The sequence below is a fragment of the Martinezella miluonensis genome (genome assembly GCF_900094545.1).
Lineage (GTDB): Bacteria > Pseudomonadota > Alphaproteobacteria > Rhizobiales > Rhizobiaceae > Rhizobium > Rhizobium miluonense.
On the sequence record NZ_FMAH01000009.1, the window covers coordinates 63577 to 76049 of the forward strand.

At 57.5% G+C, this 12473-nt stretch carries 10 protein-coding genes and 1 pseudogene; 3 read left to right on the forward strand and 8 right to left on the reverse strand.

What is annotated here, in order from left to right; all coding sequences use genetic code 11:
• The first annotated feature begins 2 nt into the window (after nucleotides 1-2).
• Nucleotides 3-929 carry an ABC transporter permease gene (locus tag GA0061102_RS10790; RefSeq protein WP_092846715.1) on the forward strand — a complete coding sequence of 309 codons (927 nt, stop codon included), beginning with the start codon at nucleotides 3-5 and terminating at the stop codon, nucleotides 927-929.
• 18 nt (nucleotides 930-947) lie between these two features.
• A complete protein-coding gene (locus GA0061102_RS10795) occupies nucleotides 948-2453 on the forward strand; it encodes an ABC transporter ATP-binding protein (RefSeq protein WP_092846717.1) in 1506 nt (501 codons plus the stop codon).
• Between the two features lie 208 nt (nucleotides 2454-2661).
• On the opposite strand, the pseudogene GA0061102_RS10800 reads toward GA0061102_RS10795, so the two are convergent.
• The 5 genes and pseudogenes from GA0061102_RS10800 to GA0061102_RS10820 form a co-directional block, all read right to left on the reverse strand.
• Nucleotides 2662-2787: pseudogene (locus GA0061102_RS10800) on the reverse strand (hypothetical protein); the annotation flags it as partial.
• A 207-nt stretch (nucleotides 2788-2994) separates the two neighbouring features.
• The gene (locus GA0061102_RS10805; RefSeq protein WP_092846719.1) at nucleotides 2995-3624 is read right to left on the reverse strand and encodes a 3-oxoacid CoA-transferase subunit B; all 630 of its coding nucleotides are present in this window, start codon (nucleotides 3622-3624) and stop codon (nucleotides 2995-2997) included.
• Between the two features lie 18 nt (nucleotides 3625-3642).
• Nucleotides 3643-4341, reverse strand: a complete 699-nt coding sequence (locus tag GA0061102_RS10810; RefSeq protein ID WP_092846721.1) for a CoA transferase subunit A — start codon at nucleotides 4339-4341, stop codon at nucleotides 3643-3645.
• Between the two features lie 83 nt (nucleotides 4342-4424).
• Complete coding sequence (locus GA0061102_RS10815; RefSeq protein ID WP_092846723.1) at nucleotides 4425-5834, reverse strand: aldehyde dehydrogenase family protein; 1410 nt, start codon at nucleotides 5832-5834, stop codon at nucleotides 4425-4427.
• 153 nt (nucleotides 5835-5987) lie between these two features.
• On the reverse strand, nucleotides 5988-7391 hold the full coding sequence (locus GA0061102_RS10820) for an aspartate aminotransferase family protein (protein WP_092846725.1): 1404 nt from the start codon (nucleotides 7389-7391) through the stop codon (nucleotides 5988-5990).
• Nucleotides 7392-7628: 237 nt separating this feature from the next.
• Between GA0061102_RS10820 and GA0061102_RS10825 the strand changes: the two genes are divergently transcribed.
• Entirely contained in the window at nucleotides 7629-8099 is a 471-nt protein-coding gene (locus tag GA0061102_RS10825) for an Lrp/AsnC family transcriptional regulator (protein WP_092846727.1), read from the forward strand.
• Between the two features lie 114 nt (nucleotides 8100-8213).
• Here GA0061102_RS10825 and GA0061102_RS10830 read toward each other — a convergent pair whose 3' ends face one another.
• From GA0061102_RS10830 to GA0061102_RS10840, 3 genes are all read right to left on the reverse strand, one after another.
• Nucleotides 8214-9632: a M20 family metallopeptidase gene (locus GA0061102_RS10830; protein ID WP_208858640.1), complete on the reverse strand. Its 1419-nt coding sequence runs from the start codon at nucleotides 9630-9632 to the stop codon at nucleotides 8214-8216.
• 200 nt (nucleotides 9633-9832) lie between these two features.
• Nucleotides 9833-11206 (reverse strand): CapA family protein, encoded by a 1374-nt coding sequence (locus GA0061102_RS10835; protein WP_092846731.1) that lies wholly within the window; start codon nucleotides 11204-11206, stop codon nucleotides 9833-9835.
• Nucleotides 11207-11280: 74 nt separating this feature from the next.
• Nucleotides 11281-12453 carry a M20 aminoacylase family protein gene (locus GA0061102_RS10840; protein WP_092846888.1) on the reverse strand — a complete coding sequence of 391 codons (1173 nt, stop codon included), beginning with the start codon at nucleotides 12451-12453 and terminating at the stop codon, nucleotides 11281-11283.
• Between the last annotated feature and the right edge of the window lie 20 nt (nucleotides 12454-12473).

The window sequence follows — 12473 nt, forward strand, 5'->3', positions numbered from 1 at the left end:
CCATGGAAATGACCTCTCTCGGCTGGACCGTCCTGCCTCTCGCTATCCTAGCGGGTGCGATCCGGGTCTCGACCCCATTTATTTTCGTCAGTCTCGGCGAGAGCATCACTGAGAAGTCCGGGCGCATCAATCTCGGTCTTGAAGGTAACCTCGTTCTGGGAGCGATGTCCGCCTACGCCGTTTCGTTCCTTAGCGGGTCGCCGTGGGCTGGTGTTCTCGCCGCCGGCGCGGTGGGCATGCTCTTTGGCACGTTGCATGGTCTCCTTTGTAGCGTAAGGCGGGTCAACGACACAGCAATCGGTATTAGTCTCATGGTACTTGGCACCGGCTTGGCCTTCTTCTGGGGAAAGCCATTCATCGAACCGAAAGCGCCGTCACTGCCGACAATTCCACTGGGATTTTGGACTGATATCCCTCAGGTTCAGTCCGCTCTCGACGTAAATGTGCTCTTCTTTGTTGGAGTGGCACTGGCGTTCGTGTTGCGCATCTTTTTCAACCGGACCGGTTGGGGCCTTATGCTGCGGACTGTTGGAGACAGCGAGGACGCCGCGCGTTCCTTAGGTTTCCCAGTTCTGAAAGTACGGATTCTCGCGACCAGTGTCGGCGGATTTCTCGCGGGCGTGGGCGGCAGCTTCCTGTCCCTCTCTTATCCCGGTAGTTGGAGCGAAGGCTTGTCCAGTGGGCAGGGGATCATGGCTGTCGCTTTGGTGATTTTTGCGAGGTGGGACCCGGTCAGAGCGCTTTGGGCGTCGCTCCTGTTCGGAGGGGCCGGCGCAATCGGCCCTGCCCTCCAGGGAATGGGAATTACCGGCTTTTACTACCTTTTCAACGCGGCTCCATATGTCCTGACGTTGGCGATCATGATTGCGTCGACCTCTCGAGTTCAGACGTTCACTGACGCACCGGGTGAACTTAGCCTGCACCGATAAGAACGAAAGGAAAGCAGCATGAATGCGATCAGTTTGGACCTGGTGGACATGACCAAGCGGTTCGGCGCGCTCACGGCACTCGACGGTGTTTGCCTGTCCGTCAGGGCTGGAAGCGTCCACGCGCTGCTGGGCGAGAATGGCGCGGGCAAGAGTACGCTCGTCAAATGCCTTGTCGGCTTCTATCAGCCAGACGAAGGTTCGATCCTGGTTGACGGTCGAGGAGCCAATATCGTAACGCCAAAAGACGCTGATGCCCTAGGGATTGGCATGGTGTATCAGCATTTTACCCTAGTTCCGTCCATGACCGTTGCCGAAAATCTTGTGGTGAGCGAAGCGCGGTTGCCGGGCTTGATTGATTGGCACTCGACCAGCGAACGGTTGCAGGCGCTGATGAAGACCATGCCTTTCCACGTTCCTCTCAACGTCCGTGTGTCTCAGTTGTCAGCTGGTGAGAAGCAGAAAGCCGAGTTGATTAAGCAGCTCTATCTCGGTCGCCGTCTCCTGATACTGGACGAGCCCACCTCTGTATTGACGCCCGATGAGGCGAAGGAGGTTCTGGGCTTCGTGCGGCAACTCACCGGGACCGGAGAACTCAGCGCCATCCTCATCACACACAAGTTCGAAGAGGTGACCCGCTACGCCGACGACGCCACGATTTTGCGTAAGGGGCGCGCGGTCCATACGGGCCGCGTGGCGGAAATGACCACTGCAGAGATGGCAGAGGCGATGATCGGCCATGCATTGGAGAAGAAGAGCGTCAAGGCTCGGGTTCCAATACATTCCGAAACGCTTTTGTCAATCCAGGGTCTCAGCGCACTGGGGGATATAGGCTTGCCTGCAGTCAAGGACGTTTCTCTTGATGTTGGAAGGTGCGAGATCGTCGGTGTCGCCGGAGTATCCGGGAATGGCCAGAAGGAATTGGTCGAGGCCCTGATGGGACAGCGAGATCGCTCGGGCGTTGTCAAAGTATGCGGCAGGGCCTTCCGGGGAACCCGGAAAGAAATCGCCGATCTCGGAGTCTACGGTCTCCCACAAGAGCCCTTGAGGAATGCCTGCGTCCCACGCATGTCGCTTCAGGAGAACATGGCGCTTCGAAACTTCGACAGACCGCCGGTCGCCGTGGGCCAGTTCATCAGTAGCAAGGCAATGGCGAAGCAAGCGCTGAACTTTGTTCAGCAGTTCCGCGTAAAGACAACAGGGCTCGATGCCGAAATGACCACACTGTCCGGAGGTAACGTGCAGCGGGCTGTGCTCGCACGCGAACTGACAAATGAGGTGCAGGTTCTCATTGCCTCAAACCCCACTTTCGGCCTGGATTTCAAGGCCTGCGACGAGACCCGTGAAAGGATTGTCAATGCTCGCAACAACGGCGCCGCCGTCCTGCTACTTTCCGAGGATCTCGACGAGCTATTCGATCTTGCCGATCGCATCGTTGTTATAAGCGAAGGCCGGCTTGTTTACGAGGTTGACGTCGCAACCGCGGACAAACAGACCATCGGCCGACATATGGCCGGTGCAGCCTGACGATCTTGCGACAGGATCCGATAGTGCCGGTCAAAGCGGCCGCTTGCTGACCGCGCCAGCGACAGCCTCCCCTATACCGTGTCGCAAATCGCGGCACTGTAAATTGTGTGCCTCGATAAGTCCGTCCTTCTTCCGGGCACCAAACGAAGGGTCAAGCGAGACTCCACAAAGATGGAACTCGGTGGTAACCATGGCCCCTTGCCTCCACTCACAGGCTTTCGACGCCCATTCCGCCACCGATGCAGAGCGCCGCAGGGCCTTTATTGGCCGAGCGGCGCTTCATCTCGAAGAGCAGCGTACTGAGCACGCGGGCACCGGAGGCGCCGATTGGATGCGCGCTCGGGCATACCGTTGATGACGGCGCGCCGAGTTCGTGCGCCGGCGCGTTGCCGAGAGCACCGTTGAAGCATCCGATCGCAGCACGGCCGGCACTGGCGATGACGATGACGATGACGATGACGATGAAAGGGGTGCTCATCCTGTCTCCTTTGGCTGTGATCTTAACTTTGGCGTTTTGACTTGTCCTCGATGAAACGGCAGATCAGTTCACGATCGTTGCGTCCGTCGCCGTGCGCAGTCCGTCGTCCGTCACGCCATCAGCGAGTTCGACGAGCCTCAGGCCACCGTCGACCACATCCATAACGCCGAGGTTGGTGATGATCCGGTCAACCACGCCTTTGCCGGTGAGTGGAAGCGTGCAAGCCTTCAGCACCTTGGATTCACCTGCCTTGTTAGTATGGTCCATGACGACGACGACGCGCTTGACGCCTGCGACAAGGTCCATGGCACCACCCATGCCCTTGACTAGCTTGCCGGGAATCATCCAGTTGGCGAGGTCACCGTTCTCAGCCACTTCCATGGCGCCGAGGATCGCCATGGCGATCTTGCCGCCCCGGATCATCGCGAAGCTTTGCGCCGAGTCGAAAAAGGCCGAATGCGGCAACGCGGTCACCGTCTGCTTGCCCGCGTTGATCAGGTCGGCATCGATCTTGTCTTCGGTCGGAAACGGGCCGATGCCAAGCAAGCCGTTCTCCGACTGCAGCGTCACATGGACACCCTCCGGAATATAATTGGCCACTAGCGTCGGAATGCCGATTCCGAGATTGACGTAAGTGCCGTCTTGAAGTTCGCGGGCAGCTCGTGCTGCCATCTGGTTCCTGTCCCAAGCCATCCTGTCTCTCCCCTACCCTCAAGCCGCCGCACGCGTCGTATGCTGTTCGATACGTTTTTCGTGCTCACCCTGGGTCAGCCGGTGCACGTAGATCCCGGGCAGGTGGATCTGATCGGGATCGAGACTGCCGGCGGACACGATTTCCTCGACTTCGGCGACGCAGATCTTGCCGCAGGTGGCCGCCGGCGGGTTGAAGTTGCGGGCCGTCTTGCGGAAGACAAGGTTGCCTGTCGTATCTGCCTTCCACGCCTTCACGATCGAGAGGTCGGCGACGATGCCGGTTTCGAGCACATAGCTCTCGCCGTTGAAGGTCTTAAGCTCCTTACCTTCGGCAACGACAGTGCCGACGCCAGTCTTGGTGTAGAACCCTCCAATCCCGGCACCGCCTGCCCGCATGCGTTCGGCGAGTGTCCCTTGCGGGTTGAACTCAAGCTCCAGTTCACCGCTCAAGTACTGCCTCATGAACTCGGCGTTCTCGCCGACATAGGACGAGATCATCTTCCTGATCTGCTTGGTCCTCAACAGCACACCGAGGCCGAAGTCATCGACGCCGCAGTTGTTCGAGGCGATGGTTAGGTCTTTAGTACCGGCCGCACGGATTGCATCGATCAACAGCTCCGGAATTCCACAAAGTCCGAAGCCACCAGACGCGATGGACATCCCGTCGAACAGCAGGCCTTCGAGAGCTGCCTGTGGGTTCTCGTACGTCTTATTCATAATCTCCCCTCATTTTATGTGGTTCACAGGATTTCGGCACGCGCATTTTGGTTTGAAGCCAAGTCGGTTGATGGGACTGCGACTCACCCCCGGTTGATGCAGACGACCTTTGGCTGGGTCATGTCCTCGTAGGCGAAACGCACACCTTCGCGGCCCATGCTGCCGTATTTGAAGCCACCGAAGGGCATGGCATCGAAGCGGTAATCGGACGAGTCGTTGATCATCACCCCGCCGGCTTCGATCCGATTGGCTGCGTCGAGCGCGACGTTGAGATCGCTTGTGAAGATACCGGCATGCAGGCTGTAGTCAGGATCGTTTGCCATCTCGACCGCTTCATCGAGCGTGTCGAATGGCGCAAGCATAACCACCGGTGCAAACACTTCCTCATGCCAAAGACGACAGGTCGGGGGCGTGCCTTCCAGTACCGTCGGATAGTAGAGGCTACCTTCACGACGATGGCCGCAGAGCAGCTTGGCACCCGTATTGATGGCTTCGTCGACGGCACTTTCGGTGCGTTCTGCCACCTGTTTGGAAATCATCGGACCGACGTCGGTACCCTCTTGCAATGGATCGCCGGCCTTGAGCTCGTTCGTTGCCGCAACAAAGGCATCGCGGAATCGGTCGTAGAGCTCGGTTTGGATCAGAACACGCTGGGCGCCGATGCAGTTTTGGCCAGCCGCCCAGAACGCGCCGGAGACGCAAGCCTCGACAGCCTTGTCGAAGTCGCAATCGTTCATGACGATTACGGGCGCATTGCCACCAAGCTCCATCGCGAGCTTCTTCAATCCCGCCGCGCGGCTGATCGCTTCGCCGGTGGCAAACCCGCCGGTAAAGGACACCATGCGCACCTCGCGTGCGGTGATCATCGCAGTCACCAGTTCCCTGTCGCCATGGGAGATGGTGATGACATCCTGTGGCAGACCCGACTCACGCAACACTTCGACCAGCTTGATCGCCGAGAACGGTGTTAGGTTCGATGGCTTGAGCAGCACTGCATTGCCGCCGGCAATGGCAGGACCGAGCTTGTGCGCAACGAGGTTCAAAGGGTCGTTGTAAGGCGTGATGGCGGTGATGATGCCGAGCGGTTCGCGGGTGAACCAACCCTGACGTTGTTCCGAGCCGGTATAGGCATCGAAAGGCACGATCTCGCCGGCATTACGCTTGGCCTCTTCCGCCGACAGCTTCAGTGTATTGACGCAGCGGAGCACTTCTTTCCGCGCCTGAACGATAGTCTTACCGGCCTCGCGAACGATGGTCTCGGCGAAATCGTCACGACGGCTTTCGATGATCCGGGCGGCGCCCTCGAGGATGCTCGCCCGTTTGTGCCGCGGCAGATTGCGTGAGATCTCGGCGCCGCGGCCGGCGGTTGCCAGCAGACGATCGATCTCCGCCGGGTCGGTTGCCTCGACCGTCCCAAGCAGCGCCCCATCGTAGGGGCTATGAACAGAGATCGGCGCCGTGCTTGTCGGGATGTGTAGTTTGGCTGCAGTCATTGGCCAGGTTCCCCATTCGTGATGGACCTCCCGTCCAGAGGTCGAGTTTGTTTGCAAGGCAAGCAATCCCCCTGCCCCGTTCCGGCTTCATGCAGCCGTTGGTGACAAGCCTTCGCCAGCCGGCATCACCGGCCGCCATGGCTTGAGTATCGATCAGACCTTCTGGCCGTCGCGAACCAGTTCGTCCATGACGGAGCGAACGGCCCTCTCGGCAATCGAGATGATCTCGTCGACTTCTTCTTTCGTGGTGACAAGCGGTGGGGCAAAGCCCAGGATGTCGCCATGCGGCATGGCGCGGGCAATTAGACCACAGTCACGAGCAGCCTTCGAAACGCGAGCCCCCACCTTCTTTGACGGATCAAAGCGCTTCTTGTTTTCGCGGTCGCTGACGAACTCAATAGCCCCCATCAGGCCGACGCCGCGCACTTCTCCGACGATCGGCAGCTGGGCGAACTTCTCCGTCAGCTGCGCCTGGAAGTAGGCACCAACTTCGCGGGCATTGCCCGGCAGATCTTCCTTCTCGACGATGTCGAGAACGGCATTGGCCGCCGCCGCACCGATCGGATGGCCGGAATAGGTGTAACCATGTGAGAAGGAGCCGACACGATCCGCCCCCTCTTCCATCACCTTGTAGATCTTTTCGCCAACGATCGCAGCAGAAAGCGGGAAGTAAGCCGATGTCAGTCCCTTGGCGACGGTGATCAGGTCCGGTTCGATGCCATAGTGCTGCGAGCCGAACATGGAGCCGGTACGGCCGAAGCCGGTAATGACCTCGTCGGCGATCAGCAGCACGTCGTGCTTCTTCAGCACCGCCTGAATCGCTTCCCAATAGCCCTCCGGCGGCGGCGTAATGCCACCTGTGCCGAGAACCGGTTCGCCGATGAAGGCGCCGACATTGTCCGGGCCGAGCGTCTCGATCAGCTGATCGAGCTCCGCCGCACGGCGGGCAGAGAACTCGCGCTCGGTCTCGCCCGGATTGGCACCCCAATAGTGATGCGGCACGCCGGTATGGACGACTTGCGGTAACGGCAAGTCCATGTGGTCATGGTAGTAGCTCATGCCGGTCATCGAGCCCGACATGATGCTGCAGCCATGATAGCCGCGTTCACGCGAGATGATCTTCTTCTTGTTCGGTTTGCCACGCAGATTGTTGTAGTACCAGACGAGCTTGGCATGGGTCTCGTTGGCATCCGAACCGGACATGCCATAGAACACCTTGCTCATCTTGCCCGGCGCCATCTTCACGAGACGGTCGGAGAGTATCGCCAGCTCGTCGGTCGTGTGGGCCGCGTAGGAGTGATAGTAGGCAAGGCGATAGGCTTGACGCGAAATCGCTTCAGCGACCTCGGTACGACCGTAGCCGACATTGACGCAGTACAGACCTGCAAAGCCATCGATCAGTTGATTGCCATGCGCATCCTGGATGCGGATCCCCTTCCCCGTTTCGACGATCGTCGGCTCGCCAAGCTTGCCCGAGGCGAACTCCTTCAGCTGTGTAAATGGATGCAAGACTGCGTTGCGATCCTTCTCGCTGATGTCTTGGATGTTGATCGTCATAATTTTCCCTTTCGGTGCGCGCCGACGTTTCGGACTACTCGAGGAATATTTGCATCGGAGGTTCTTGACGAAATCGTCAAAAGGAATTTTCCGAACAAGCGGCAGGCTACTTTGCCCGTTCCCACGACGTTTCCTTCTACAATGACAATATGTTGGAGTGCATGCCGATTGACGGCGATTTACATAATTGTTACGCAGGATTTATGCATATTGGACGTACGCACGCAGGAATTTGTCATGATTAAGCTAGATCGCGCAGACGTCGCGCTTCTTGAAGCGCTGCAAGTAAACTGTCGCCTGACTTCCGAAGAACTCTCTGAAATCGCTCATCTGTCCCCAACCGCATGCCAGCGGCGTTTGAAGCGACTTCGAGCCGAAGGCGTCATCGAAGCCGACATCTCCGTCGTCTCGCCAAAAGCTGTTGGTCGTCAGATCACCATGATCGTCCTGGTCTCGCTCGAGCGGGAGCGAGTCGACATTGTTGATCGCTTCAAGGCTGCCATCCGAGACACACGAGAAGTTATGATCGGCTATTACGTCACGGGCGACGCTGACTTCATTCTGGTTATCACGGCCCGTGATATGGAAGGGTATGAGCAATTTACGCGACGCTTCTTTTACGAGAATCCGGACATCAAGGGCTTCAAGACCATGGTTGTTATGGATCGCGTGAAAGCAGGTTTTGCCTTTCCGATTGATGTCGATTGAAACACTATCTCGTCGGCTTACGGCGAAGCGCGAAGAAGAGCCTTGTAGGGCAAACGTGATCGGCAAATGAGAGCACCTCTTGTTCAAGTCGTAACGGCAGTATTTGAAAGCCTTCTAACCTGCAGCCATTGCCAACGGTGGTTTGGCGTCTGGACCTACTGGGCTTCTAAACTCGTTGCTCTCACGAAATCGCCGGTGAGTATCCTTGGCATCAGACAAAAGTTGAGCGTCGGAAAGAAGGTCAGCGGCAATACCCGACATCGCTTTCGCCGCAAAGTCGATGCCCTTGTGGGCGGCCGGAGATTTTCCTTGGGCGACGAGTTGCCAGGAATGCCCCGGTGTTCCAACTGCGAAAGATGCCACTAAGCATTGTACCGTGGGGACCACCCAGCTTACGGTGCCGACATCAGTGGAACCACTTGCTTCAGAAGTGGAGGTATTCAGTGGAAGGATCCGCTGACTCAGCGGTTCTGATCCCATGGGCAAGCCGCACCGCTCGTAAGCAGATAGAAGATCTTCTTTTGCAAGCGTGTCTTGAATCTTCCGGGCAAACGCCATGTCCGACGCATCGAACGAGGGGCCGCCCAGAGCCAGCAGGTTCGAATGCATGGCCTCTTCCAATGGTTTGTTGCTGACCAGGTTTGCTTCGCCCGAAAGCTGCTTAACTTCCACCCTGGTTTCGGTCATTAGGGCTGCACCTTCGGCAATTTTCTTCACGCGTTCGACCAGCCCCCACATTTCATCAAGCCTAAGAGCACGAACGAGATGGCGCACAACTGCGCGCGGCTGGACCACATTGGGCGCAATGCCTCCAGAGTCGACGACAGCATAGTGCACTCGTGCTGAGGTGGGCATATGCTCGCGCATATAGTTCACGCCAACGCTCATGAGCTCGACGGCATCTAGCGCGCTGCGTCCAAGATGCGGCGCGACAGCAGCATGTGCGGCCCGACCGTGGAAGGTAAATTCCAATTCCGCGCAGGCAAGTGAAGTGCCTGTCCATACGCCCGTAAAGGCAGACGGATGCCAACTGATTGCAACATCTACGTCATCGAACACGCCGGCGCGCACTAGAAAGCTTTTTGAGGATCCTCCTTCTTCAGCAGGACAACCATAGTAGCGCACTCGGCCGGGAAGGCCGTTTTGTGCGAGCCAATTCTTGACAGCGACCGCAGCCAAAAGCGACGCCGAGCCAAGCATGTTATGGCCGCAGCCGTGCCCCGATCCGCCCTCAATGAGGGGACGTTCTTCTGCAAGACCTGCCTCTTGGCTCAACGCCGGCAAGGCATCATACTCGCCAAGTATCGCTATCACCGGGCCGCCGTTACCCGCCTCTCCCATGACAGCTGTCGGGATCCCGCCCAAAGCTTCTTTGACCGAGAAGCCCTCAGAATTCAGGACGCGACCATGTTCTTTCACGGCGAAGAACTCTTGGTAATTTAGCTCCGGGTTGTCCCATATGAGATTGCTCAGTTCGCAGAACTTCTCTTTGTGGGCATCAACTTGCTCCCAAACGGGCTTCACGTTCTTCAGCATCAATTTTATCTCCTCAAACGACGTAGTCGCACTTCCACGCATGAACTCTCACGACTGAAGCTGAAGTGCAGGTGTGACCCTCGCGCCAAGCGGCCGAGCTGGTACGGTGCCCAACCATCCACTGCCGCAGAAAGGTCAGGAAGGCACCAAACCGAGTTTGCCCATGCAATATCAATTCGATGAACGCTGGTGCAGTGTCAGGGAGCGACGCGAATAATTCCAATGTTGTCTTCGATTTCGATCACGGTCTCGAACGGCTTGGAAAGCCTCTGGAGCCTCTCCAAAACCGTCTTTGCCTTTGCCGGGGGCGCCAGACACGGAATTCCTCTATTCGCCAGTCTCCTGGAATGGCCAAGTTCAATTGGGAAAAGGCGAACTTCATTGAGCCGGTTATTTTCGAAACGACTAAGCGCGACTATGCTTTCATAGAAGATGGGGTCGGAAAACCCGGGATCCGTACCGTATCCACCCGACATTTCCGCAGCGGTCACTTCGGCGTCCGTATGTACACGAGGATCCTTGCCGTGCGATTCGAACATGTCCGCGCCCACCGGCGATCGAAGGTCGTCCATGATGAAATTTCCTAGGCTATAGAAAATCGGACGACCTCGATAAATCTCAATGCCACGCAACTGGTGCGGCCCATGTCCGATATACGCATCCGCCCCGGCGTCGATCAGCCCGCGCGCAAACGACTGTTCGTAATCAGCGGGCTCCTGGCTCCAGTTTCCTGGTTCATGGCCATGATTGGTTGCAATGCAAAAGTCTGCGAACTGTTTGCCTCGGCGTACGTTCCTGCAAATATTTTCAACATCGCGTGAATTCGGCTCGAAGCTGTAACCGGGCGTGTCACCCGCCCTGAACCGCACACCGGCAACTGAAACCTCGTTCAGGTCGGTGGTGTCGTTTCTGAACCCCGGCAAACCGTTGCGTATCGCTTTCAAACCTTCGAACATGTCGCTGTTGACGACGACAGTGCGTCTCAAGCGGAGGCTGTTTATTCCGGGCCGACCGGGCGCTTCACCAGCAGGATCCGCCGCCCGGGACATCGGTGTGAAGGTGGTCGCAGATGACACCACAGCAACGCGCCCACGCGGCGTGTCCAGGAAACGCGCTGCTCCCGCCTGGGCATGGTTCTCGCCCGCACCGGCATAGACGATCCCCATTTGGTCAAGAACACGGGTCGTCTCCCGCATACCTTCAAGACCCCAATCGAAAGTGTGGTTGTTCGCGTAGCTCACCATATTGAAGCCCATAGCCTTCAAATCGGGCCCAAGTTCGGGGAGGCTGACGTGATACGCTCCGCCATATTCGGCTTGCGGACTTCCATTGAATGAGCGGATGTCAAAAATGTTGGTCTCGAGATTGCCGAAAGTGACATCCGCCGCTCGAAGTAGCTGAACGACTTCGCCGAACCCCGGATGATTGCCATTCGTCAGCGCCCGCGTGACGATAAGATCGCCGACCGACACCATGGTGAAATCGTCCACCACGTTCGTTTCAATCGAACCGACGGCGTCGAATCCGTCAATCTGCTTGTCTTGACGAGAACTGCAACATAGTTGGTTCATTTCAATAGGTCCCTCCGCCGGCCGATCAGACCAGCACTTCTCATGGCTTAGCCGCTTGTCGGTTCTAACAACGATCAGTCTGCAAGCGCGGTCTCAACGAGACGAATCCAGAAGGACACTCCATGCGGAATTGCCTCGTCGTTGAAATCATATGCGGGATGGTGGAGCCCTTCACTGCTTCCGTTGCCGCAAAAGAGGAATGAACCGGGACGAACCTGCAACATGAACGAGAAGTCTTCGCTGGCTATTTCGATAGGTTTTTCGCTCACGTTTTGTTCACCGGCTACTTCACTGGCTACTCTGATAACAAGATCGGTTTCCTTCTTATGGTTGTACGTGACCGGATAACCATCTTCGATCGTGACCTTGATCTTTGCGCCGGTCATTGTTGCCACGCCGGCGGCTATTTCCCGAATGCGGACTCGCACCGCTTCGCGAACCTTTTGGCTCGCGGTCCTGATGCGACCTTCAAGTTCGGCTGTGGGTGGAATGACGCTGCCGGAGACACCGGCCTGGAACACACAAATCGAGATTGTGGCCATCTCTCGTGGATCGACATTGAAGGCCACGATTTGCTGCAGAGCGCTGACAAGGTGAGTTCCGACCAATACCGGATTAATGCACTCATGCGGATTTCCGGAATGTCCGCCCAGCCCTTCAATTGTGATGCGAATAGGATCGGCGGCCCCCAGGACGGGCCCATGGCGGGTGGCGAAAGAGCCAATGGGGAGGCCTGGCAAATTATGCATGCCGTAGACTTCTCGGATGCCGAAACGCTCCATCAGTCCATCTTCAAGCATGGCTGCCGCGCCGGCGCCGGCTTCCTCCGCCGGCTGGAAAATCACAACTGTTGTTCCGCAGAAGTTTCGAGTCTCAGCGAGATACCGGGCTGCGCCAAGCAGCATGGCCGTATGGCCATCGTGACCACAAGCATGCATGGCTCCAGCCGTTCTCGACGCATATGGCAAGCCAGTTGCTTCTTCAATCGGCAGAGCATCCATGTCAGCCCGAAGCCCGATGACAGCCGACCCCTGACCTGCGCCGGGCTTTGCACCCCTTATCACCCCGACGACACCAGTCTGGCCGATGCCGGTCACCACTTCGTCGCATCCGAATTCACGCAAACGGTCGGCGACGAAAGTCGACGTGCGGTGTTGATTGTAGCCCAACTCCGGGTGAGCATGGATTTCCTGACGCCACGCCTGAATCTCGGGGAGAAGATTGACAACTCTATTCACGATAGGCACGGCGTTTTCCTTCATTTGCA

Coding starts and splice junctions, on each gene's coding strand:
- GA0061102_RS10795 (WP_092846717.1), top strand. CDS start 948: ATGAATGCGATCAGTTTGGACCTGGTGGACATGACCAAGCGGTTCGGC.
- GA0061102_RS10820 (WP_092846725.1), bottom strand. CDS start 7,391: ATGACGATCAACATCCAAGACATCAGCGAGAAGGATCGCAACGCAGTC.
- GA0061102_RS10805 (WP_092846719.1), bottom strand. CDS start 3,624: ATGGCTTGGGACAGGAACCAGATGGCAGCACGAGCTGCCCGCGAACTT.
- GA0061102_RS10790 (WP_092846715.1), top strand. CDS start 3: ATGGAAATGACCTCTCTCGGCTGGACCGTCCTGCCTCTCGCTATCCTA.
- GA0061102_RS10815 (WP_092846723.1), bottom strand. CDS start 5,834: ATGACTGCAGCCAAACTACACATCCCGACAAGCACGGCGCCGATCTCT.
- GA0061102_RS10810 (WP_092846721.1), bottom strand. CDS start 4,341: ATGAATAAGACGTACGAGAACCCACAGGCAGCTCTCGAAGGCCTGCTG.
- GA0061102_RS10825 (WP_092846727.1), top strand. CDS start 7,629: ATGATTAAGCTAGATCGCGCAGACGTCGCGCTTCTTGAAGCGCTGCAA.
- GA0061102_RS10835 (WP_092846731.1), bottom strand. CDS start 11,206: ATGAACCAACTATGTTGCAGTTCTCGTCAAGACAAGCAGATTGACGGA.